Here is a 23512-nt window from a genome sequence, read left to right as displayed (position 1 = left end):
ATGAGAAAAACTAAAGAAATATTACTTAATATACTAGTATGGTTATCTGCAATCTTTACAATAGCTGTATTAGTTACTATAGTAGGTTTTATATTTATAAAAGGAATTAAATTAATATCACCTAGCTTTTTATTTAGTAGCTACTCAGCAAGTGGTGCTAGTGGAATACTACCAATGATTGTGGCTACTTTGTATATAATCTTTTTATCTGTAGTAATTGCAACTCCAGTAGGGGTTTTGGCAGCAGTATATTTACAAGAATATGCAAAACAAGGGAAAGTGGTAAAGCTAATAAGGTTTGCTACTGAAAGCTTAGCAGGTATACCATCAATAGTTTATGGTTTATTTGGAGGAATATTTTTTGTAGTAGTATTAGGCTTTAATTATTCATTACTATCTGGTGCTTTAACAGTTTCAATAATAATTTTACCAGTAATAATTCGTACAACAGAAGAATCATTAAAGACAGTACCTTCAAATTATAGAGAAGCCTCACTAGGACTTGGTGCAACAAGATTCCAAACCTTATATAAGGTAATTCTTCCTAGTGCCATACCTGGAATTTTATCTGGACTTATTTTATCTATAGGTAGAGTGGTTGGAGAGTCAGCAGCAATACTTCTTACAGCAGGTACTGTGGCACAAATGCCTAGAAGTATATTTGATAGTGCCAGAACACTAACTGTACATGCATACTTAGTTACAAAGGAAAAAGGAAATATAGAAGAGGCAGCTGCAATAGGTATCGTATTAATAGTAATAATTCTAATACTAAATACTGTAGCTAAATTAATTAGTAAAAAAATTAATAAAGCAAATTATTAATGAGGTGCAAAAATGTCACATGATACTAAAATAAGTGTAAAAAACCTAGAGCTATTCTATGGAGATAATAAGGCTTTAAAGGGAATAAATATAGATATTAAAGAAAATGAAGTTACTGCATTTATTGGACCTTCAGGCTGTGGAAAATCTACTTTTTTAAGAACATTAAACAGAATGAATGATTTAATTGATAATGTAAAAATAACTGGAGAAATAAAGTTAGATGGAGAAGATATCTACAAAAGTGATGATGTTATAAAACTTAGAACAAAGGTAGGTATGGTATTTCAAAAGCCTAATCCATTTCCTATGAGTATATACGAAAATGTAGCATATGGACCTAGGGTACATGGTATAAAAGATAAAAAGACTTTGGATAAAATAGTTGAAGATAGCTTAAAAGGTGCTGCAATATGGGATGAAGTTAAGGATAGACTAAAATCTTCTGCCATGGGACTTTCTGGAGGACAACAACAGCGTATATGTATAGCTAGAGCAATTGCAATGAAACCAGAAGTAATTCTTATGGATGAGCCTACATCAGCTCTTGATCCAATTTCTACATTAAAGGTTGAAGAATTAATTCAAGAGATGAAGGGAAAATATACAATAGTAATTGTTACTCACAATATGCAACAAGCAGCTCGTATATCAGACAAAACAGCATTTTTCTTAATTGGAGAATTAGTTGAATTTGATAATACAAATGTTATTTTTACTAATCCTAAAGATAAAAGAACCGAAGACTATATAACAGGTAGATTTGGTTAAAATAAGGAGTTTATTAATATGAATTTAAATAATATGGATTTAAATATCAATAAGCTAAAAGACTATACTATAGATATGATGGATAAATGTGAAAACATAGTTACAAAATCTATAGATGCAATGGTTAATAAAGATGTGGAGTTATCTAAGGAAGTATTGCTTCTTGATGATGATATAGATGATTTAAGATCGATAATAAGAGAGAAGAGTATAGAACTAATAGCCTTAAAACAACCACTAGCTACTGACTTAAGAACAATATATGCATTAGGTGTAATAGCTCTAGAGCTTGAAAGAGTAGGAGACTATGCTGTAAATATTGCAATGGAAAATATAAAAATAGGTAACGATGAGTATGTAGAAGAATTAATAGATATACCTAAGATGAAAAATGTATGTATGTCTATGTTAAGAAGTGCAAAAAAAGCATTTATAGAAAATGATGACAAGCTTGCACATAAAACAGCGCTACAAGATGATATAGTAGATGAACTTTGCGATGATGTTTATATAGATGCTGTAGGAGCGATGAGAAGAGATCCAAAAAATATTAGCCAAGGTGTCCAATTGCTTTTTGTGGGTCGATATTTAGAAAGAATAGGAGATCATATTACTAATATTTGTGAGTTAGTTATATACTCAATTAAAGGTGAAATGATAGAAATTGATTAGATAATAATGAAAATATATACGATTAGTAATCATATATAAAGGGTGTTGCTAAATATATCACAACACCCTAGTTTATATATTCTCTACCGTTTATTAATAATGAAATAGGAATATCATCTCTTAATGTTATATCAAAATATACTTTTTCACCATTTTCCCAGTAAAAATACCCTTGAGCTAATACTTCACTTCCGTTTTTATGCATTGTTTCAGTTATTATAGCTTCAGAATTACTCATATTTAAGATTTTATTTACATCATCTGAAATTATATTTGAATAATGAACAAAGTCATTTTGATTTATTGTAGGGTCTACTGATGTGAAATTACTCCCAGAAGTATTTAAAGAATCAGACCTATTATTTTTTATTGCAAAAGATATAAAGCAAAATATAGCTATAGCAATAATTATTAATATTGGAGATCTGTTTTTAAAAAATACAGATTTAGCCATTCTTTTATTTTTAGTAATTCTATAGGAAATAACTTTTTTATTTTGTGTAGTATTATTTTTAGAGGAAGGTTTGTTGTGTTTTAAATTTTTATTATTCGAGCTTTTGAAACTTTCCCTTTGTTGTTTTATATCTTCAAATTTTATTGTCTTGCTCTTCTTATTTTTACTGATATTTTTATTGCTATCATTATCCAATAAAGCAACCTCCTTCTATTCATATTCACCTAGAATATTTTACGAATCAAATGATAAATATAGAATAAAAGGAAGTAGTGTTTTTTCTACAAGTACAAGTCTCTTTCACCTTGTTTAAGTGCAGAAATATTGTTGATTACGATATTTTTTATATCATCTCTTTCTATTTTGGAGATTTCTTTAGAAATTAAATCTTGCCCTATAGTTATTAATTCTTCATCTCCATAATCAAGTAAAAATTCCATTAAGGTTGTTAGTGCATTTGGTGTACAAACATTGTGTATTTCCTTACTTTTAGCAAGAGCCATAAATCTATCTCCAGTTCTACCAGTACGGTAACATGCTGTACAGTAACTTGGTATATAACCATCTGAAACAAGCTCTTTTAACACTTCCATAGGGCTTCTATGATCTCCAACTTCAAACTGATCTATAGATTCTCCATCTTCATATGCTTTATATCCACCAACTCCTGTCATAGAACCAGCACTTACTTGAGATACACCGTACTTAAGTAGTTCATTTCTCATGTCAGCAGATTCTCTTGTAGACATTATTATTCCTGTAAAAGGAACTGCAAGTCTAGTTATTGCTACTATCTTTTTAAACATTTCATCATCAACTATATGAGGATAATCTTCTAAGCTCATACCTTCAGCTTTTTTTAGTCTTGGGAATGATATTGTATGGAAACCAACACCATATTTTTCTTCTAAATGAGCATTGTGCATCATAAGTCCTAATACCTCAAACTTAGGATCACTTAATCCAAATAATACACCAGCGCCTACATCATCAATACCAGCTTCCATTGCTCTATCAAAAGCTGTTAGATGGTAGTAGTAGTCATTTTTTATAGAGTCACCATGCATTTTTATAAAAGTAGGTTTGTGATATGTTTCTTGGAACAATATATAAGTTCCTATACCTTTTTCTTTTAATTTATTATAGTCATCAACAGTAGTTGCGGCTATGTTTACATTAACTCTTCTTATTGCTCCATTTTCGTTTGTAGTAGAGTAGATTGCATCAAGGGCATCTAAAATATAGTTAATATCACAGTTTTTAGGATCTTCACCAGCTTCAAGTGCTAACCTTTTGTGCCCCATTTTTTCTAGTATTTTAACTTCAGTTTGAATTTCTTCCATAGTAAGTTTTTTTCTTTTAAACTTATTACAAGCACTAAAACCACAGTATGCACATTGATTCACACAGTAGTTAGAAATATACAGTGGAGCAAATAATACAACCCTGTTTCCGTAGATTTCATTTTTTATTTCGCCAGCTATCTTAAATAACTTATCAGTCATAGTTTTATCTTCAACTTGAAGAAGTACCGCTATATCTTCATAAGATAGTTTTTCTCTATTACTTGCCTTATCTAATACCTTTTGTATATCTTCATTTGTAGCATTTTTCGCTTCCTTAAGTACATTTTTTATATAATCATGATTTATAAACATATTATAAACGCCTCCATTCAATATTATCACCGCGAGAGTAATCTACCTCTAGTCCTAAGGACTTTATATTTTCTTCCAAACTTTTATGATATTCGAAAGCTTCTTGGCCTGATGATAACTTGTTGTCGTAAAGAGAGTAATGCTTTCTAAATTCCCTGGGAGATAAGTTTGGCATAATTACATTACAACCAACCATTAACCCTTCATTTCGTCCATTTGAGTCAATAGAAGCTAGGGCAGTAGTTGATGGTAATAAGGCTTTAGGTAATAAAAGCCTTGTAATGCCAAGCATTAGTAATGTCTTATCTAATGGTCCATGTGAATAATCTTTAAAGCTAGTATCATGGTGTGGAATAAAAGGACCAATACCTACCATATGAGGATTTAGTTCTTTTAAATAAAGTAAATCAGATACTAAATTATGGTCATCCTGGAAAGGGGAACCCACCATAAAACCAGCACCAATTTGAAAACCAATTTCTTTTAAATCATTAAGACAATTCATTCTATAAGATAAACTCATTCTTGAAGGATGTAATTTTTCATAATGGTCTTCATTTGCAGTTTCGTGTCTTAGTAAATATCTATCAGCTCCACTATCATAGTATTTTTTATAGGTCTCATAATTCTTTTCACCTAAAGATAGGGTAATAGCACAATCGGGGTAAGATTTTTTTATTGAGGAAATAATGTCACACATAAAATCATCATTATAAAAATTATCTTCTCCTCCTTGTAATACAAAGGTTCTGTAACCTACCTTATATCCTAATTTGCAACACTCTAAGATTTCTTCTTTTTCTAATCTAAATCTAGTTATATTCTTATTAGAAGATCTTATACCACAGTAATAACAATCATTTTTACAGTAGTTAGAAACCTCTATTAATCCTCTCAAAAATACTTTATTATCATAATTTTCTATTCTTCTTTCAAAAGACTTTGAGAAAAGATACTTTTTATTTTCTTCATCAATATTTTTTATTAGAAAAAGTAATTCATCATAGTTTAAGTTGCTTTCTTTGTATAATTTATCTATTAAATCTTTAATCTTCATAAGCAAGCTCCATTACTGGCTTTATGGATCTATCAAGTATTCCTTTAGCATAAGCAATAAGAACACCATAGTTTACTATAGGTACATTATATTCTTTTGCTTTTTCTATACGAGAAAGCATGCAAGCTCTATTCATCATACAAGCACCACAATGTACTACTAAAGCGTATTTTGAAATGTCTTCAGTAAAGGATACACCTGAAGTAAAATCAAAAGTTAATTCTTTTTTAGATCTTTGTCTTATCATATTTGGTATTTTTACAGTACCAATATCATCAATTTGTCTATGATGGGTACAGCCTTCTGCCATTAATATTTTATCGCCGTCTTTTAAATTATCAATAGCATAGGCACCTTTTATTAGCTCAGCTAAATCACCTTTTTGTCTAGCAAATAATATTGAAAAAGAAGTAAGGTCTATATCATCTGGTGTATCCTTAGAGACTTGTTCAAAGGCTTGTGAATCAGTTATTACTAATTTTGGCTTTATAGGTAAGTTTTCTAAGGTACTTTTTAGATTATCTTCTTTAACAACAATTGATATTGCACCAACGTCTAAGATTTCTCTAATAACCTGTTGCTGAGGAAGTATTAGTCTTCCTTTTGGAGCAGCTTTATCAATAGGTACTACTAAAACAACATAGTAATTTGGCTCAACTAAGTTAGTTAATAACTTAAAATCACCACTATTTTCAGGTAAGGTATTAATTATTTCTTTCTTTAAATTATCAAATCCAGTTTTTTCAGTAGAAGATACAGGAACTACTGGACATTTTACCTTGGATTTAATATCTTTAACTAATGCACCAAGATTATTAATTTTATCTATCTTATTTAAAACTAAAACATAAGGTATGTTCTTTGAAGATAAGGTGTCAATAAGATATAAATCTTCCTTATACAAACCAACACTAGCATCAATTACTAAAAGAGCTATATCTGTTTTACTTAAAACATCTAAAGATTTATTTATTCTTAGCTTACCAAGTTCACCAACATCATCAAGACCAGCAGTATCTATAAGAACACAAGGACCAATTGGCAAAATCTCCATAGGTCTAAATACTGGATCAGTAGTAGTACCAGCTACATCTGAAACAATTGCTGCTTGTTGATTGGTAATTGCATTAATAACACTTGATTTACCAGCATTACGCTTTCCAAACAAACCAATGTGAACTCTAACACCTTGAGGAGTAGAATTTAAACTCATGAAATTATCCCCCTTGAATTTCTTTTTTAGAAATACTAGTTTTTACAGATACATGAGGAATGTTGCCGAGCTTACCAGTCAAGCTATTAATAACATCCATCTCACCTACAACTACAACACAAACACTAGATATTCCTACATCATCAAAAGGAATCCCCATTCGCCCTTTGACAATACCTTTAAAGCTAGCTATAACATCATTAAACTGCTGTTGACACAAGCTAGGCTCTTCTAAAATTGCACTAATTACAGCTATTTTTTTCATAAAACCTCCATCTAAAATTCCCAACCCAAGTTTAAGTATTCGTTTCAATATTTATAAGTAGTAGTGTGAGGTAAACTACTACAATCAAAAGTGGGGTATATCACAGTTAATTTTCGAGTAGAGACTTAGCGGAGGGAGGATAGGTAGGTTCTACGAACATTTGCAGGCGGCTTTATGCCTGCATGGTAGTGAACATACCTGTCCTCCCGGAGCGGATCCCTACGGGAAAATTAATTGAAAATACCCCAACAAAAAATATCTTATGGATACTAATTTCCTTTCAGATTAGATTACTCTTTTCTGGTAGGGTTAGTTTGATTAATAGAAACAACTAACTCAAGAAACTCCCATATAATAGCAATAACTCAAGAAAATTAAATCTTAACATATATTGTAGTAAGAAAATTCAAAAATATCTACAGGAAAAAATTCAGATAATAGTATATTAAACAACTGCTTTCCTCATCATTTTATTAATTTCGAAAAAAATCTACAAAAAAATAAATTTACTATTGAAAACGAACAACTGTTTGGTTATAATAAATATAGAACGAGTGTTCTTTTGAAACGCTTGAATAGAAATTATAAAAAATAGGCATATAATTAAGAACTGATAAATATAATTAAGTATAAATATTTTAAGGAGTGGATACCAATGATGATACCAATGAGAAAAATACAAGATATAACTATAGCAAACTTAAAAAATGGAGAAGTTACACTAGCTGAGTTAGATGAAATATATAGAAAAATGGGATTCTCATTTGAAGTAAGTGAAGGGAAATTTACTAAAATAAAGAAGGAAAGATTACATTAATTATTGAGTACATTCTAGATTAAATGATTATAATAAATATAGATTAAGTAGAACATAAATAAATTATGAAAAGATAAATGCATTATAGAAATACAAAAAAATTATAAAGATATACAAATAAGTGATAAAGATGTACATAAGTGACAAATATATAAGTAAATAATTAAAATATAAAATATATAGATATATATAAGACCTAGCTTGGGAGAAAAGACTAAGCTAGGTTTATTTAAAATTTAAGAGCTCATAATTATAAGTTTGTATATAAACATATATTAAAAGAATAAAAAAGGTTTTATCAGTTAAAAGAAATTTTATGAAAGATAAGAGACATATATTTTTGACCTTTTATATTAGACAAGAATAATTAAACTTTGGACAAGGATAAGGTTTAAATCTAAATCTATAAAAATAAAGGGGAAGAGAGTTATGAAGGTATTAACTTATAACATTCATAAAGGAAAGGATGGTAATGACAATTCTACGTTGACTGAAATTGGAACATATTTAAAGCAAGGCGATTATGATATAATATGTTTACAAGAAGTTTTGTATCACCAGTTTAAGAAGCTTAAATCTATTTTAAAAATAGATGGAGTATTTGTAGCTAATGTAAATAAACCTCCACTATTATATGGAGTTTGTATATTTACAAAGTATAAGATTGAAGAAAGTACTCATGTTTTACTTACTAGTAAAAAAGAGCAGAGAGGTTTTTTAAATGTAAATATATGTTTACAAGATGAAAACATTAGTATTATCAATACTCATTTAGGTTTAGATAAAAGTGAAAGATATACACAAATTAGCGAAATACTAGATTATACAAATAGACTTTATGGAAAAGTAGTTATTTGTGGAGACTTTAATGAAAAAAACATTAACTTAAACAGCTTTAGGGATTGTGCAGTAATATGTAACAAATATAATATACCTACGTTTGGTAAATCTCAGGCTAGGATAGATTATATTTTTGTAAATGATAAGTTGAAAATTAAGGAATATCATGTTGATTATATAATGCTATCAGACCATTATCCTGTAATTGGAATAATGTAAAAAATTGTAACAATATAGTTACATGTTCACACAAAACATTGTTTAAGAGGGTATCTTCAAATATAATCTAGTTAGTCTTAAAAATGAGGTGTGAGAATGAGCGACAAAAAGAAAAAAAGCGGTAGGGTAGAAAGACTTAAAAAGTCTAAGAAAAAAAATATTGCTATAGGTGTTTCTGTAGGAGTATTGGGAGTAGGCTTATTAGGTGGGCTGTCTATAAATAATTTTAACAAAAAATATATTTATACAAATGAAATAACAAACAATATTTTTATAGAAGATGTTGAAGTTTCAAATATGAGCAAAGAAGAGGCTTTAGAAGCAGTTAAAAGCAAATATACTCCACAAAATATTAATTTAAATTATGATGGAGATAAATATACAATTTCTCCAAGTGATATTGATTTAAGATATGATATAGAAGAGATTGTAGACTATGCTTATAACTATACTAAAGGGGAATCATATTTTAACAATGTTAAGACTGTGCTAGATCTTAAAAAGAAGAGTATGGATTTTAGCTTAAAATCTGAATACAATGAAGAAAAGCTAAATGATGCTATAAAAAATATTTCAGAATCTATAAATGTAGATATGGTAAATGCAAAAGTTAGAATAAGTGATGGCGGAAGTATATCTGTAAGCCCAAGTACAACAGGTAAAGAAATGGATGTAGAAAATAGTAAAGAAGCCATTGTTAAGAGTATTAAAGATAAGGTTTATGAGAATCTTGAAATAAAGGTAAATATAAATGAACCTAAAGTAAGTACTAGTGATGCTAAGGCGGTAAATACTTTACTTGCAGAGTATACTACTAAGTTTTCGGCAAGCAACCCAGGAAGAAATCATAATATAATGTTATCTGCTAAGAAATCTAGTGACGTTTTATTAATGCCAGGGGAGGAATTTTCTTATAATACTTTAACAGGTATGAGAACTTCTGCAAATGGATATAAAGATGCACCTGTTATTGTAAATAAAAAGTTAGTTGATGCTTTAGGTGGAGGAGTTTGTCAAACTTCATCAACACTATTTAACTCAGTTCTTACATCTGGGTTACAAATAACTTACAGAACTAATCACTCTGTAGCATCTAACTATGTTCCTTTAGGACAAGATGCAATGGTTAACGATGCAGGAACAGACTTTAAATTCAAAAACCCTTATGATTATCCAGTATATGTAAAAAATGTAGTTACAAGTAATTCTATAACTTCTAGAATATATGGAAATGCTTCTAGTAAGCAAAATATAACTGTTAAGGTTGATAATTTTAAGGAAAATGGTCTTGATGCGTCAAAGACTTATAGAGAATATAGAGATGCTTCTGGAAAGGTACTAAGAACAGAATACATCGGAAAAAGTGTATATAAAGAATTAGAAAAATAGATGCGGGAAATGCCGCTAATTATAGGTAGCAGGAAGTAGGAAAAGACATGCGTATTATTTATGGTACGCGTGTTTTTTATGTTGTTATATAATTTGTTTGTTATAATTAAAGGGATGGCTATATAAAATTTTCTTACTTAGCTAAACTTAATAATAAATTAGGGAGATTATTTTAATGAATACACATATTATGAGTCTAAATCCAGTGGCCTTTACATTAATTGAAAGTGGCACTAAGACAATAGAGATGAGGATTTATGATGAGAGAAGACAAAGAATCTTAAAAGGAGATCATATAATTTTTATTAGCACAGATAATGATAACAATCAACTAAGAGTAGCAGTTAAAGAACTTCATAAATATAATAACTTTGATGAGTTATATAAAACGTTTGATAAAGTAAAGCTTGGATATTATGGGGAAGAAATTGCACTTCCTAGTGATATGAATAAATATTACCCAAAAGAAATGATAAAAAAGTATGGTGTTGTTGGAATAGAAGTAGACTTACTTACAAAATAATAACTTACTTGTATAATAAAAAAGAGGATAAATATAAAACTAATAGGTTTTATTTTTATCCTCTTTTTAGATATAAAACTTTTATAATTGCTATGATATTTTCGCTAGAGATACTTTATCCATGCATTCTAGCATTGCTTCTCTAACTACATTTGATACATCTTTTGTTTTTAACTTTGTATTTAAGTGGTCCTTTACTGGTTCAAGTATTTCAACTTTTACTGTTGGGCTATAGAGCTTACCTAACCATCTTGATGATGGGACATAGATATTCTTAGAATTTTTTATTACTATGGGGACAATAGGAACTTGTGATTTTACTGCCATACGGAATGCTCCGTCCTTGAATTCCGCTAGGTCGTCGCTTCTAGTTACTACTCCTTCAGGGAATATGCCTATACTAGATTTTGTTTTTAGTATGTCACAAGCTTCATTTATAGTTTTTATTGCGTTACGGTTGTTTTTTCTATCTAAATATAAGCAATTCAGCATACTAGTCCAGCCTTTTATTAAAAAGAACTTTTCCCAATTAGCTTCCTTTGCTATTATCATTCCAACAGGTCTATCTACTACTGACATCATGACAAATGCATCTACCCAATTAGCATGGTTTGCTACGAATAGCACGTTTCCTTCAGGCAAGTTTTCTTGGCCACTTACTTCTAATTTAATTTTTACTTTATTTAAGGAATTATTTATATACTTTTGAATTACACTAAACTTTTCATCTAAGCTATACTTTTCTGGATTATTTTTAAATTTTATATAAGATGGTATAAGTCCGATTATGCTTGAGATTTGATGAGTAACTCCCTTTACAAATAAGAAATTCATATTGTGAACTTGCCTCCTTTATTTATATTAATTTATACAATAAATACTATTATAACATAAGAATTTAACATTTAAATGAATTTATTATAAAATGAAATATTTAGATAATAAAAAAATATTGTTATAAATTTTACGGGTATCATAATATACAACATGGCCTAAATTTTAGCAATATTATATTAAGTGTAAAGTTAATAAAATTATAGTAGGGTAATAAAAAGCGAAAATTAGGCATTAAATCATAATGATATATTTACAAAAAATACCAATTGATATTACAGGGTATTACTATTTAAATTATTGGTTTTGGGTATATATGGTACGAAATAAAAAAATACCAATAGACTCTAAGGAATTATAAAAGGGGATTTGGTTTGCTAATTTATATTTTGAAAAAAGATATAAAAGTTTAACTATTATAAACGTATATTATGTATTAGAGTAATTATTTTACGATAAATAGTTCGAAATATTACATGATTAGTACATAATAAATAGTCTCTGAAATGGTTTCAGTATATAACTAAATATTATTTTGGTATATTATGTTAAAATATGGAAAAAAATTGTGAAGATTGATATAATTAATTATTATAATTAAATTTATAAAGGTGGTGATAAAAGTGAGATTTATAGGGAATAGGTATGAAGTATTTGATGTTAATGGCGAATTGAAATATAACGTTATGTATCATGCAAGAGACGTTTATGAAAATAGAAAAGTAATAATAAAAATATTTGAACACAACTCAAACATACGTCCTGACTTTATATCAAACTTAATAGATGAATCAACAGTTATAAATGAATTAAACTCACCATATATTCAAAAGATAATAGATGTAGGAGTACACTGCACTGAAGAAACTGTTTTGTATTATATAGTAAGTGAATATAGTGCTGGAATAACTTTAGATAAAATAATATCTGGAAATTACATACACTTAGAAGCCTTAGTTACTATGGGCACACAAATATTAAAAGCCTTAGAGCTTGTTCATAATCATAATTTGTATCATGGAGATTTGAAACCTACTAATATTTTAGTAGACGAATGGTACAACATATTAATCTGCGACTTTGGACTTACAAAAGCAAATCATGGTATAAACTTAAGAATTGAAGGAGATATTAAATATCTTTGCCCACACCAACTAAACATAAATTACTCAGACAAAGAAAGTGATTTCTTTGCATTAGGATTAATATTATTTGAAGCTATATTTAAAAAACTACCTTATGGTGAAGGTAGAAATGAAAGTGAAATGCTTAAATTAATAGACAAAGGCCTTAACTGGAATGATGTTTATGCCGCAAATGGAAACCAAGAACTTATAGACCTTATAAAAAAATTATTAAGTAGAACTAATAAATATAAAAATACTCAAGAAATACTTATAGATTTAAGTAAAATACTTTATGAAAAAGCTGATATTGAAGATGAAGAAGAAACAGATAATGTTGTTTATATAGAAGATAAAAAAAATAAAGTTGTAAAATCAGCAGGCAAAAAGATTATGATGGGAACTGCTGTTATTGCATTAGTATGTTTGATGATATTAAGTAGCATATAAACTATAAATTTATATGCTATATTTTTTTGCCAATTATTTAAAATGCCAAAGTTACATATACTAAGAAAAACATAAATGATTGGAGATAATGAATATGGCAAATGGCAACGGTAAAAAAGCATTTATGATAATGAAAAAACTTTATAAAGATGGAAATAAACAAGTTTATATGTTAAGTCATAAAAATGGCTATATAAGGGCTAAAATTAACATAAGAGCAAAGCTAGATCCTGGACAAGTTATAGAAATACATTATAATAATGGAACTTTTATAGATGTTGATGATTATCATATTGTTAAAGAATATAAATCAGAAGACTATTTACCATCTGTAGATAGACATATTGAAGAAATTATGGATGATATAGAAGCTATAACTAATGAGTGTGTTACATCTGTTGAAGGAAAAAAATTAAATGATTATTTCTTTAAGAATGAAGATTTTTTAGATAAATTTAAAAGAGGAATAGGTGGAGTGTCTATGCACCATAATTACATAGGAGGACTGGCCGAACATACCTTAGGAGTTATGGAGCTTACTAAATATTTATGTGATAAATATGACTGTCCAAGAAGAGAAATAGCAGTCCTTAGTGCAAAACTTCATGACATAGGAAAACTAGAAGAACTTGATTTTAATGGCCCTTTTAAGTATACTCTTTGTGGGGAGCTAGAAGGACATATTGTAATTGGAGTGCAAATGATAGATAGAGCTATTAGAGATATGGATGTTCCTTTTAGTGAAGATTTTGTTAGAAGAATTAAAGGCTGTGTTACACAACATCATGGTAAACTTGAATATGGATCACCAAGAGCAGCTAATATGGAAGAATCTTTTATATTAAATTATGCAGACTCTGTTGATGCTACTATGAACAAAATCAATCAAATAAGAAGAAGTAGTGAGGCTACTGGCTGGAGTGAATATGACAGAAAGCTAGAGACGAAACTATACTTATAAATAGACGTAAATTGAAAGAGAGACAAAGTAATGAAATTAACTGATTTTAATCCAGTAAGGCTTAAGTCTGCTAGACTTTACAGAGGTAAGGTAGTAGATATATTAGCTAAAGAAACAAATATTAATAAAAAAGATATTCTTGCATTTGAGGAAAGCAAATACTTACCTGTATTAGAAAATGCACAAAAACTTGCAGATGGACTAGATTTTCCACTAGAGTACTTTTTCCAAAAGGATAATATGAAGGTAGTAGTAGATGGTGCACACTTTGCAGTACCAGGTTCTATTCCTAGAGTAGAAGAAGTAGCTTATAGAGAGCAATTAATAATGACTCATAAGATATGTAAGTTTATTGAAGAATTTACTGAATTACCTAAGTTAAACTTGCCAACTGAAGCTGGTAAAAATGTTGATGCTGATAGTTTAGCAAAGATAGTAAGAGACCACTGGAACTTAGGAGAAGATACTATAGATGATTTACAATCTATAATAGAAGAAAATGGAATAATAATAAGTACAATAAACAAAGGTAAAAAAGGAGCGGCTCCATTTACTCAAAAGCAAAGTATAGATGGTGATTTAAGATACTTTGTGTGTTTAGGAGATGATTTAGATTGTATTCCTAGAAGAAACTTTGATTTAGCTTATGAATTAGGCTATATAGTAGGAAATGCTTTAAATATACCTGTAAAGGCATTTTCTAAGGATGAGTTTGCGTGTGCATTACTTATGCCTAAGGAAAGGTTCTTTGATGATTTAAAGACGCCTAATGATATTAATAGTTATGTAGATTTAAAGAAAAAGTACAAAGCACCAATGACGGCGCTGTTATTTAGAGCAAATATGTTAGGTGAGTTAGGTTACAAGGCATACAATAATATGGGTGCTGAAATGCAAAGACTTGGATGGTTAGATAAAGAGCCACTTGATAATGAGATGAAAGCTAATATGCCTAAGTTATTAACTAGTGCGGTGTATAGTTTAGTTGATAAGGATATTGTGGAAAAAGGAAATGTATCTCAAAGATTATCAGCTATGGATATAGATATTAATGAAGAGGATTTAAATATTTTATTAGGATTTAAGATGCCTAAGATGGTAGTTACTAATGAGAGAGTAATGCCTAAAGGCAATGGAAAATCTTCGGGCAAAAAAGCAAAAGGTAAGAAGAAAAAATAGGACTTTGTCCTATTTTTTTTGTTTACAAAGGTCTAATTTTGTTAGGATAAAAGTTTTTATGATTGTTTTATGCTAGAATATTTATTATGGGAATTTTTGACAATTGTGACTAAGGGAGTAGGGGAGAAGAATGGATATTGAAGAAATAATGAAAAAGGTTTATATTGTGGCACTTTTTATAATTTTATTTTTATTTGGGATGGTACTTAGGTTTAAGTTATTACAGCCTGAGAGTCCGACTTTTAGATATAACGGCTCTATATTTAGTGTTTCTAATGAGGTTTATGAGGTGGATTCTGAATATGATATATTTAGAGCACTTGCACTTGGCAGGGGTATTGATGAAAATAGTTTAAAGTATTTTTATAGATTTAATCCTAGGAGAGAGTTAGTGGATTCTTATATGGTGGCAAGTTTTAGTGAAATTTATTGTATTAACAAGAAGCCTTTGAGAGGAAAGTTATCTGATGTTGTATTGGTTAAGTTTGCTGATTGGGTGGAATATAAAGGGCTTGTTTATGAAAAGGGTAAATTTTATATTGCTAATAGGACTGATAAATAGTGAGGTTTAGTTGTGTTTTGTGAAAGATTATATGTTGAGAGTTAGAGTTTAGAGTAAATAATAGTGAACCGTATCACAAGTAATGGATACGGTTTAAATTATATTACTTGATAAGATCTCTAATTTTATAATGCTAATATATCATCCACCACAAGATTGCTACCATTTATTATTACAGATACACCGTTTCCTGGATGAGTTGATGACCCTATAACATACAATCCTTTTACTTTCTCTGATTTTATATGAGGTCTAAAATACGCAACTTGATTACGGTAATGTCCTATCCAAAAGGCTGTGCAATTATAGGAATTATATAATTGTGTATATGTCACAAAAAATTACACGTAGTGATTCTATTTACTGAATTATGAATAATAATGTGTAAGAAATGTATTCTTTTAATGTGAAAAGATATAAAAATTTCAATGTTAATGTAAAAAATTGCCTGAAAAATTAGTTTATATTATAATAAGAGTAATCAAAACTATGTAATAATTTCCAAATTCATTTATTACATAAGTATAGACTAAAAAAAGGGAGATGATATTGTGAGTAATAAGACAAAGAAAAAAGGTTTTACATTGCCAACAGCTTATACAGTACTTTTAGCAATTACAGTATTTATAGCAATAATAACTCAATTTATACCAGGTCTAATTAAGGCGCAAGTTTCAGACGTTATAATGGCTCCAATAAATGGATTAAATGATGCAATAGATATTGCCATATTCGTTTTATTAATAGGTGGATTTTTAGGGGTAACAACAAAAACTGGAGCATTAGATGCAGGTATAGGATCAGTAGTTGGTAAACTAAAAGGAAAAGAGTTAACATTAATACCCGTATTAATGTTTGTATTCTCTTTAGGTGGAACTAGCTTTGGAATGAATGAAGAAATAGTAGCATTCACTGCTTTAATAACAGTTACAATGATGGCAGCTGGATTTGACCCATTAGTATCAGTTGCAACACTAATACTTGGGACAGGTTCAGGAGTTTTAGGTTCAACAGTAAATCCATTCTTAGTTTCAACTAGTATAGGAGCTTTAAATGGAGTAGGAATTAATACAAATCAAGTAGTGATAATAGGTATGGGTATAGCTTTATGGCTATCATCATTATTAATATCTATATACTTTGTAATGAAATATGCAAAAAATATTCAAAAAGATAAATCTTTAACTTTATTATCAGAAAATGAAATGAAAGAGGCAAAAGGAGCTTTTGATCATAGTTCTGAAGAAGTTGTAGAATTTAACACGAAAAGAAAAATAGTTTTAGGATTATTTTCTTTATCATTTTTAGTAATGGTTTGTGGGATAATTCCTTGGGAGGATTTTGGAATAACAATTTTTGAAAATACTTCTTTCTTAACAGGTTCAGCTTTAGGGCACTGGTGGTTCTCTGAGCTTGGAATTTGGTTTGTTGTAATGTCAGTTGTAATAGGACTTGTTTATGGAATGAAAGAGAAAGAATTAGTTGGAACTTTCATGGATGGTGCAAGTGAAATGGTTGGAGTTGCATTAGTTATTGGAGTTGCTAGAGGGATATCTTTAATAATGAATACTACAGGACTTGACATGTATGTATTAGAGTCAGCTTCATCTATTTTAACTGGAATAAATCCAATAATATTTGCAGTAGTTGCTCTTTTAATATATATGGCAATGTCTTTCTTCATACCATCAACATCAGGTCTTGCAGGTTTATCAATGCCAATAATAGGGCCTTTAGCTGTTAGTTTAGGTTTTGCACCAGAGATAATAGTTTCTATATTTAGTGCAGGTAGTGGTATAGTAAACTTAGTTACGCCTACAAGTGGGTCAATAATGGGAGCTTTAGCTATAGCTAAGGTAGATTATTCTACGTGGGTTAAGTTTGTGAGTAAGATAATAGTTTGTATATTTATTTCTTCATCTATAATATTATCAGTAGGGATGATGTTTATTAAATAATAGATAGTATAAAATAAGAATAAAAAGAGAATATCTATAGATTTATACAAATAGACTTGCTTTATAAGAGATATTACTGGAAATTTTCAAACTCCAGTAATATTTTTTTGGCTATGTTAGACAATTGTGTGCTCCGCAGAGTGCGGTAGGGAGAACCGTATCACAAGTAAGGGAGCACGGTTTTTTAGATTTAATGGGTAAACAGTAGGTTTATAAAAATTTACACAATCCTGTAAGAATGCTAAACTGAATATGAAATAGATATTTGTTGGGGGGAGATTATTTATATATTCTACTGTTAGTTTACATTGAAATTAACCTGTATTCTACGAATAGTCGATTGTTGGTTTTAGCTTTCAGAATTATATTTAATGTAGGAGGTGCAGACTTATGCAAACAATCAATAACAAAGAGTTTGGAGAATTTTTAAAAGAGTTGAGAAAAGAAAAAGGACTGACGCAAAAACAGCTTGCCGAGCAATTATTTTTATCTGATAAAGCCGTTAGTAAATGGGAGCGTGGGTTAAGCTTTCCAGATATTTCGTTACTTATGCCTTTATCTAAAATTCTTGAAGTAACAACAACAGAATTACTTAGTGGAAAAAGAATTGAAAGTAATGAACAATTTACGATTGATGAAATAGACTCGTTAGTGTCGAGAACTATTGTTTTGTCAAAGGAAGAAGCTATATTACAACGTAGAGATAAGTTGAATCGAATAACTATATTTAGTTTGAGCATGATAGTTGTTACCTTAGAACTGATATTTTATATTGCAAAAGGATATTCACTGATTGACATGGATAGTAATTTTTTAACAGTAGAATTATTGATGTTAATTTTTGGTTTATATTTTACTTTCTTTGCAAAAGAAACTCTGCCTACTTATTATGATGAAAATAAAATAAGTCATTATAGTCATGGTGCGTTTAGAATGAATATGATAGGATTAACATTTAATAATAGTAATTGGAGATACATAGTAAAAACCATACATACATCAATGATGAGTGTGTTTACACTGTTACCAATACTATATTTGTCTATTATTTCTATAAATCCATTACTATGGGAAAAGCTTAGGATTTTGATTGCACCTTTCCCTATAATCTTTATTTTCATACCGATGTATATAGTTGGTAAAAAATATGAGTAAAATAAAACTAACAAATGTTTAAAATAAATTAGAGTTAAGAAATTGTGCTACGTAGAGTACGGTACGGAGAATCGTACCACAAATAAGTGATAACAGTTTATAATAAGAAATTGATTATTTGGATTATTTAATAAGTTAACAAAATTAGCACTGATATTAATAGGTATACAGTGCTTTTTCATTTGCTTTTATTTAATATTCAAATAGTATTTTTGTTGACTTTAACCTAAGGCGAAAGTTTAAAATAATAGTATAACAAGAGCTAGGGGGATTAAAATATGATAGAAAATTATACTATTAGTCATATTGCAGAGATGTTTAAAATCACTACAAATAAGATTAGATTTTATGAGAAAAAAGGGTTGATAGCACCAATAAGGGAATCTGATAACAAATATAGAAAATTCAATGAAGAAGATATTGTTAGATTACAATCTATATTGCTTTATAGGTCAATAGGGTTAAGTATTGACTCTATAAAAGATATATTAAAAAATAATGAAAAAGAAAATGACTTAACTCATTTTAATAATCAATGGAAATTAGTTAACGATGAAATTCATAGACTTAACACAATAAGAAAATCTTTAGAGAATGTAATAGATAAAATTTATGAGGAAGTAGATTATTGTAAAATAAAAGATGATTTATTAGAAATAATTAATGAAAGTAATAAGTTAAATAATGCTAAGAACGGATGGAATGATAAATGGGATTTTAATAGTTGGGCAAAATTATATGATAATGATGTAAAGAAAGATAATGGAGAATTAAAAATATACAAAAACTATGAGCTAATATTACAAAAAGTATATGATTTAGTAGAAAATTTAGATAAAGAAGGCTCTAGAATACTTGAAATAGGAGTGGGAACAGGAAATTTAGCAAGTAAATTTTTAAAGGGTAATTATGAAATAATCGGTATAGATCAATCTAGAGAAATGCTATCAGTTGCAAAAGAAAAATATCCTATGCTAAAGGTTAGAGTAGGAGAATTTCTAAAGATACCCTATGATAATAAGTCTTTTGATATTATTGTTTCAACATATGCATTTCATCACTTAAATCAAAGCGAAAAAAATATTGCGATAGAAGAAATGATGAGAGTGCTAAAGGATGATGGAGTAATAGTTATTGGAGATTTAATGTTTGAGAGTAAATATTCAGAGATGGATGTTTTGAAGACTTTATCTGAAACACAGATAGATGAGATAAAAGATGAGTATTATTCATATATTGATTTACTTGAAGATGAATTTAATAAGTACGATAAAAAATTAGAGTTCATTAAAATAGATAGATTAAATTATATTATAAAAATACAATAAGTTATATTTATCTAGATATTGATTATATATAAATAATAGTTTATAAAAAAGTTATCCGTAGAGTAGTGTATAGAGAACTATATGATAGAAAAATGTAAAATTAGCCTTAAGTATTGATATTATTTGCTTAAATAGTCGCTGAAATTTAGCGACTTTTTTCTTATTTATGAATTTTAACACTTACAATAATTATTATTTATATACTATGTACCTTCGATTCTAAACAGAATTTTATTAATTATTGATCTAAAAATATATTTTAAAATTACCTCAAAATTACATTTTCAAGTTAGTGGTTACAAATAACTATATAATAAGATATAATAAAATTAAAAATTAACATAACAGTATTAAATAAAAAGGCATATGTTAATTATAAGAAAAATAATCTGGAGGCAAGATAATGGATAAAAAAGATTTTTCTAATTTAGAAGATCAAATTGTGTCTACAGTTAGCAATGCACTTAAAGCAATAGATTTTGCTAATTTAAAAAAGGATATTAATTATAAAACTGAAGATACTTTAAATCAATTTAAATCAAAACTTGATAAATATAGTGACAAATATATGATATTAAATAAAAAAGCGAAAAATGATATAGAAGCATATATTAGCAAAAGACCTGCTGGAAGCATATCAGGTATACTTTGTATTATATTTGGCGCGGGTGGAAGTTTCATTTTTGGTTCTTCAATCTTAGCTTTTTTAATATTTAATACGTTCTTTAATACAGTATTTAGTGGTGTTATTATAGGGAGCAGTATTATTTTTGGAGTTTTATTTTTATTATTTGCAGTAAGTTTAGGTTTATTATTAAGAGGAGTAAATTTAAGAAAAAGATTAAAACGTTTTAAGAAGTATGTAAGATTTATTGACGATAATAGCTATTTCTTAATTAAGGACTTAGCAAATTTTGCAAAAGAGAAAGAGAGTTTTGTTGTTAAAGACCTAAGAAGAATGATTGAATTAGGTATGTTTTTAGAAGGACATATAGATGAAGAAAAAACTTATTTTATGTTAAGTGATGAAGTCTATGGCGACTATTTAAATTTAAAGAAGCAACAAATAGCTAAAGAAAAAAATAATGAAAAATTAAATGAAGAAATAGAAAGTTTAAATAATGAAGAAATAGAATCTACAATTAAAATAGGAATAAATTATATTGAACAAATAAAAGATATAAGAAATGATCTTTGTAAAGAAGAAATAGCTATAAAGTTAGATAAATTAGGAGATGTTGCTAACCAGATACTTTGTCAGGTTAAGAAGAATCCTAAAAAGCTACAAGAAGTTAAAAAATTTATAAATCATTATCTTCCCATTACTATAAAATTAATTAATTCATATAAAGAGTTAAATAGTCAATCAGTTCAAGGAGATAATATAAAAAATGCTAAAAGTGAAATTGAAAAGAGTATTGATCTTATTAACAATGCTTTTGAAAATTTATTAGATGATTTATTTGAAGATGTTGCTTTAGATATCTCTACAGATATTACTGTTCTTAAAACATTGTTTAAACAAGATGGATTAACAGAAGAAGATTTTAAAAAGTAAGTTTAAGATAAAAGGGAGGCATTAAAAATGAGTGAGGAATTTAAAGATGATTTTCTTAATATAAAGCCAGAGTTAACTTTTGAACCGTTCAAAGAGGAAGTTCTTGATGTAAAAGTAAAAGAAGAAAAGGTAGAAGAAAAAATAGTTGATGAAATTCAACTTACAGAAGAAGAGCAAAGAATGATTGATCAATTTGTAGATAAAATAGAGATAAATAATTCAAATTCTATTTTACAATATGGGGTAGGTGCTCAAAAGAAGATTTCTGATTTTTCACAGTCAGCATTAAATAATGTGAAGACTAAAGATTTAGGTGAAATTGGAGAAATGCTATCTAGTGTAGTTTATGAGTTAAAGAACTTTGAAGAAGGGGAAGATAAAAAAGGAATTTTAGGCTTCTTTAAAAAAAGTACGGATAAGATTTCTAAAATGAAATTAAGCTATGATAAAGTAGAGAGCAATATTGGTAAGATGTGTAGTGCCTTAGAAAATCATCAAATACAACTTTTAAAAGATATTGCTATGCTAGATAAGATGTATGAGATAAATAAAGTATATTTTAAAGAGCTTACTATGTACATCTTGGCAGGTAAAAAGAAACTTCAGAAATTAGAAAATGAAGATCTTCCTAGATTACAAGAAAAAGCAAGAAATAGTGGAAATCCTCAGGATGCTCAAGACTTAAATGATTTTGTTGCTCTTTGTAATCGTTTTGAAAAGAAAATTCACGATTTAGAATTAACTAAGATGGTTTCTTTACAAATGGCACCACAAATTCGTTTAATTCAAAATAATGATTCTTTAATGTCTGAAAAAATACAATCTACAATTATAAATACTATTCCACTTTGGAAAAATCAAATGGTATTAGCACTTGGAGTTGCTCATGCTGCTGATGCTGCGAAAGTTCAAAGAGAAGTAACAGATATGACCAATGAACTTTTACGTAAAAATGCAGAAATACTAAAAACTTCAACTATAGAAACAGCAAAAGAGTCTGAAAGAGGAATTGTTGATATTGAAACACTAAAAGCGACTAATGAGTCATTAATTTCAACTCTTGATGAAATACTTAATATACAAACTGAAGGACGTCAAAAACGTAGGGAAGCTGAAGTGGAATTAAGAAATATTGAAAATCAATTAAAAAATAAGCTTTTAAATTTTAAATAACATACACGCTACGTAGAGTAAGATATAAAAAACCGTATCATAAATAAATGATACGGTTTTTTAGAATTAAATTTTATTATGCCTTAATCATCCATAATCCATGAAGATTACAATAGGCAGAAACTTCTTGTAACTTTTCATCAGGACATAAAGCGAACTCTATTACAGGATCCGTATTAGTTTTTAAGTACTTACGTTGTGTACCTTGAGTAGTAACTATATGTACCCAAACTATGCTATGAGCCTCTTCCATAGGGTGTCTAACACTGCCTACATCTACCTTTACAATATTTCCATTAACATTAACCAAAGGAACGTGTTTTTCCTGTGCTGCATTAGTAGAATTAGCTACTAACTCTTTCATAGGTTTATTATCACAAGATATTTCACATCCATTACTTGCTAATACTTCTACTATATCTTGATTATCATCACTTACTAAAAATTTGTTTTTGAACATGACAAAACCTCCATAATCAATTTTCATTAGTATGTGCTTTAATTAAAGAATTTATTTATATATAGTG

The 23512-nt window shown here is 28.5% G+C and carries 23 protein-coding genes; 16 read left to right on the top strand and 7 right to left on the bottom strand.

Going from position 1 to position 23512, the window contains the following annotated elements:
- From pstA to phoU, 3 genes are read left to right on the top strand one after another with little or no spacing between them, the layout of a single operon-like run.
- Positions 1–825, top strand: a complete 825-nt coding sequence (pstA, locus tag ACI48P_RS11485) for a phosphate ABC transporter permease PstA (RefSeq protein ID WP_475215809.1) — start codon at positions 1–3, stop codon at positions 823–825.
- A 12-nt stretch (positions 826–837) separates the two neighbouring features.
- Positions 838–1596 carry a phosphate ABC transporter ATP-binding protein PstB gene (pstB, locus tag ACI48P_RS11480; protein ID WP_475215808.1) on the top strand — a complete coding sequence of 253 codons (759 nt, stop codon included), beginning with the start codon at positions 838–840 and terminating at the stop codon, positions 1594–1596.
- Between the two features lie 18 nt (positions 1597–1614).
- On the top strand, positions 1615–2268 hold the full coding sequence (gene phoU / locus ACI48P_RS11475; RefSeq protein WP_475215806.1) for a phosphate signaling complex protein PhoU: 654 nt from the start codon (positions 1615–1617) through the stop codon (positions 2266–2268).
- 67 nt (positions 2269–2335) lie between these two features.
- Here the strand turns inward: phoU and ACI48P_RS11470 are convergent, their stop codons facing one another.
- The 5 genes from ACI48P_RS11470 to ACI48P_RS11450 form a co-directional block, all read right to left on the bottom strand.
- Positions 2336–2917, bottom strand: a complete 582-nt coding sequence (locus ACI48P_RS11470) for a hypothetical protein (protein WP_475215805.1) — start codon at positions 2915–2917, stop codon at positions 2336–2338.
- Positions 2918–3003: 86 nt separating this feature from the next.
- Positions 3004–4380 (bottom strand): [FeFe] hydrogenase H-cluster radical SAM maturase HydG, encoded by a 1377-nt coding sequence (hydG, locus tag ACI48P_RS11465; protein WP_475215803.1) that lies wholly within the window; start codon positions 4378–4380, stop codon positions 3004–3006.
- 1 nt (position 4381) lies between these two features.
- Complete coding sequence (gene hydE, locus ACI48P_RS11460; RefSeq protein WP_475215802.1) at positions 4382–5437, bottom strand: [FeFe] hydrogenase H-cluster radical SAM maturase HydE; 1056 nt, start codon at positions 5435–5437, stop codon at positions 4382–4384.
- Positions 5427–6650 (bottom strand): [FeFe] hydrogenase H-cluster maturation GTPase HydF, encoded by a 1224-nt coding sequence (gene hydF / locus ACI48P_RS11455; RefSeq protein ID WP_475215800.1) that lies wholly within the window; start codon positions 6648–6650, stop codon positions 5427–5429. The genes hydE and hydF overlap by 11 nt, the downstream gene beginning before the upstream one ends.
- A 4-nt stretch (positions 6651–6654) precedes the next feature.
- Complete coding sequence (locus tag ACI48P_RS11450; protein WP_475215798.1) at positions 6655–6915, bottom strand: TM1266 family iron-only hydrogenase system putative regulator; 261 nt, start codon at positions 6913–6915, stop codon at positions 6655–6657.
- A gap of 655 nt (positions 6916–7570) precedes the next feature.
- On the opposite strand from ACI48P_RS11450, the gene ACI48P_RS11445 reads away from it, so the two are divergent.
- The 4 genes from ACI48P_RS11445 (at position 7571) to ACI48P_RS11430 (ending at position 10703) form a co-directional block, all read left to right on the top strand.
- Positions 7571–7732, top strand: coding sequence for a hypothetical protein (locus tag ACI48P_RS11445; RefSeq protein WP_475215796.1), 162 nt, complete (start codon positions 7571–7573; stop codon positions 7730–7732).
- A gap of 429 nt (positions 7733–8161) precedes the next feature.
- On the top strand, positions 8162–8791 hold the full coding sequence (locus tag ACI48P_RS11440; protein ID WP_475215794.1) for an endonuclease/exonuclease/phosphatase family protein: 630 nt from the start codon (positions 8162–8164) through the stop codon (positions 8789–8791).
- 96 nt (positions 8792–8887) lie between these two features.
- Positions 8888–10180 carry a VanW family protein gene (locus tag ACI48P_RS11435; protein WP_475215792.1) on the top strand — a complete coding sequence of 431 codons (1293 nt, stop codon included), beginning with the start codon at positions 8888–8890 and terminating at the stop codon, positions 10178–10180.
- 175 nt (positions 10181–10355) lie between these two features.
- Positions 10356–10703, top strand: a complete 348-nt coding sequence (locus ACI48P_RS11430) for an ASCH domain-containing protein (protein ID WP_475215790.1) — start codon at positions 10356–10358, stop codon at positions 10701–10703.
- A 90-nt stretch (positions 10704–10793) separates the two neighbouring features.
- Here ACI48P_RS11430 and ACI48P_RS11425 read toward each other — a convergent pair whose 3' ends face one another.
- A complete protein-coding gene (locus ACI48P_RS11425) occupies positions 10794–11537 on the bottom strand; it encodes a lysophospholipid acyltransferase family protein (RefSeq protein ID WP_475215789.1) in 744 nt (247 codons plus the stop codon).
- A gap of 623 nt (positions 11538–12160) precedes the next feature.
- Here ACI48P_RS11425 and ACI48P_RS11420 point away from each other — a divergent pair.
- The 9 genes from ACI48P_RS11420 (at position 12161) to ACI48P_RS11380 (ending at position 22985) form a co-directional block, all read left to right on the top strand.
- Entirely contained in the window at positions 12161–13111 is a 951-nt protein-coding gene (locus ACI48P_RS11420; RefSeq protein WP_475215787.1) for a protein kinase domain-containing protein, read from the top strand.
- Between the two features lie 94 nt (positions 13112–13205).
- Entirely contained in the window at positions 13206–14072 is an 867-nt protein-coding gene (locus tag ACI48P_RS11415) for an HD domain-containing protein (protein WP_475215785.1), read from the top strand.
- Between the two features lie 30 nt (positions 14073–14102).
- A complete protein-coding gene (locus ACI48P_RS11410; protein ID WP_475215783.1) occupies positions 14103–15251 on the top strand; it encodes an ImmA/IrrE family metallo-endopeptidase in 1149 nt (382 codons plus the stop codon).
- A gap of 130 nt (positions 15252–15381) precedes the next feature.
- Positions 15382–15813: a hypothetical protein gene (locus ACI48P_RS11405; protein ID WP_475215781.1), complete on the top strand. Its 432-nt coding sequence runs from the start codon at positions 15382–15384 to the stop codon at positions 15811–15813.
- Between the two features lie 551 nt (positions 15814–16364).
- Positions 16365–17771: a YfcC family protein gene (locus tag ACI48P_RS11400; RefSeq protein WP_475215780.1), complete on the top strand. Its 1407-nt coding sequence runs from the start codon at positions 16365–16367 to the stop codon at positions 17769–17771.
- A 390-nt stretch (positions 17772–18161) separates the two neighbouring features.
- Positions 18162–18926, top strand: coding sequence for a helix-turn-helix domain-containing protein (locus ACI48P_RS11395; protein ID WP_475215778.1), 765 nt, complete (start codon positions 18162–18164; stop codon positions 18924–18926).
- Positions 18927–19204: 278 nt separating this feature from the next.
- On the top strand, positions 19205–20254 hold the full coding sequence (locus ACI48P_RS11390; protein ID WP_475215776.1) for a MerR family transcriptional regulator: 1050 nt from the start codon (positions 19205–19207) through the stop codon (positions 20252–20254).
- 403 nt (positions 20255–20657) lie between these two features.
- Complete coding sequence (locus ACI48P_RS11385; protein WP_475215774.1) at positions 20658–21812, top strand: 5-bromo-4-chloroindolyl phosphate hydrolysis family protein; 1155 nt, start codon at positions 20658–20660, stop codon at positions 21810–21812.
- Between the two features lie 27 nt (positions 21813–21839).
- A complete protein-coding gene (locus tag ACI48P_RS11380; protein ID WP_475215772.1) occupies positions 21840–22985 on the top strand; it encodes a toxic anion resistance protein in 1146 nt (381 codons plus the stop codon).
- A 76-nt stretch (positions 22986–23061) separates the two neighbouring features.
- Here ACI48P_RS11380 and ACI48P_RS11375 read toward each other — a convergent pair whose 3' ends face one another.
- Positions 23062–23445, bottom strand: coding sequence for a desulfoferrodoxin family protein (locus ACI48P_RS11375; RefSeq protein WP_475215770.1), 384 nt, complete (start codon positions 23443–23445; stop codon positions 23062–23064).
- Positions 23446–23512 lie beyond the last annotated feature (67 nt).

The organism is Romboutsia sp. LXY-2 (assembly GCF_056171995.1).
This window is presented reverse-complemented; position numbering and strand designations above follow the sequence as displayed.

What these genes read in the sequence shown, in the direction of transcription:
- pstA (WP_475215809.1), top strand. Translation starts at nt 1, where the DNA reads ATGAGAAAAACTAAAGAAATATTACTTAATATACTAGTATGGTTATCT.
- pstB (WP_475215808.1), top strand. Translation starts at nt 838, where the DNA reads ATGTCACATGATACTAAAATAAGTGTAAAAAACCTAGAGCTATTCTAT.
- phoU (WP_475215806.1), top strand. Translation starts at nt 1,615, where the DNA reads ATGAATTTAAATAATATGGATTTAAATATCAATAAGCTAAAAGACTAT.
- hydG (WP_475215803.1), bottom strand. Translation starts at nt 4,380, where the DNA reads ATGTTTATAAATCATGATTATATAAAAAATGTACTTAAGGAAGCGAAA.
- hydE (WP_475215802.1), bottom strand. Translation starts at nt 5,437, where the DNA reads ATGAAGATTAAAGATTTAATAGATAAATTATACAAAGAAAGCAACTTA.
- hydF (WP_475215800.1), bottom strand. Translation starts at nt 6,650, where the DNA reads ATGAGTTTAAATTCTACTCCTCAAGGTGTTAGAGTTCACATTGGTTTG.
- ACI48P_RS11450 (WP_475215798.1), bottom strand. Translation starts at nt 6,915, where the DNA reads ATGAAAAAAATAGCTGTAATTAGTGCAATTTTAGAAGAGCCTAGCTTG.
- ACI48P_RS11445 (WP_475215796.1), top strand. Translation starts at nt 7,571, where the DNA reads ATGATGATACCAATGAGAAAAATACAAGATATAACTATAGCAAACTTA.
- ACI48P_RS11440 (WP_475215794.1), top strand. Translation starts at nt 8,162, where the DNA reads ATGAAGGTATTAACTTATAACATTCATAAAGGAAAGGATGGTAATGAC.
- ACI48P_RS11435 (WP_475215792.1), top strand. Translation starts at nt 8,888, where the DNA reads ATGAGCGACAAAAAGAAAAAAAGCGGTAGGGTAGAAAGACTTAAAAAG.
- ACI48P_RS11430 (WP_475215790.1), top strand. Translation starts at nt 10,356, where the DNA reads ATGAATACACATATTATGAGTCTAAATCCAGTGGCCTTTACATTAATT.
- ACI48P_RS11425 (WP_475215789.1), bottom strand. Translation starts at nt 11,537, where the DNA reads ATGAATTTCTTATTTGTAAAGGGAGTTACTCATCAAATCTCAAGCATA.
- ACI48P_RS11415 (WP_475215785.1), top strand. Translation starts at nt 13,206, where the DNA reads ATGGCAAATGGCAACGGTAAAAAAGCATTTATGATAATGAAAAAACTT.
- ACI48P_RS11410 (WP_475215783.1), top strand. Translation starts at nt 14,103, where the DNA reads ATGAAATTAACTGATTTTAATCCAGTAAGGCTTAAGTCTGCTAGACTT.
- ACI48P_RS11405 (WP_475215781.1), top strand. Translation starts at nt 15,382, where the DNA reads ATGGATATTGAAGAAATAATGAAAAAGGTTTATATTGTGGCACTTTTT.
- ACI48P_RS11395 (WP_475215778.1), top strand. Translation starts at nt 18,162, where the DNA reads ATGCAAACAATCAATAACAAAGAGTTTGGAGAATTTTTAAAAGAGTTG.
- ACI48P_RS11390 (WP_475215776.1), top strand. Translation starts at nt 19,205, where the DNA reads ATGATAGAAAATTATACTATTAGTCATATTGCAGAGATGTTTAAAATC.
- ACI48P_RS11385 (WP_475215774.1), top strand. Translation starts at nt 20,658, where the DNA reads ATGGATAAAAAAGATTTTTCTAATTTAGAAGATCAAATTGTGTCTACA.
- ACI48P_RS11380 (WP_475215772.1), top strand. Translation starts at nt 21,840, where the DNA reads ATGAGTGAGGAATTTAAAGATGATTTTCTTAATATAAAGCCAGAGTTA.
- ACI48P_RS11375 (WP_475215770.1), bottom strand. Translation starts at nt 23,445, where the DNA reads ATGTTCAAAAACAAATTTTTAGTAAGTGATGATAATCAAGATATAGTA.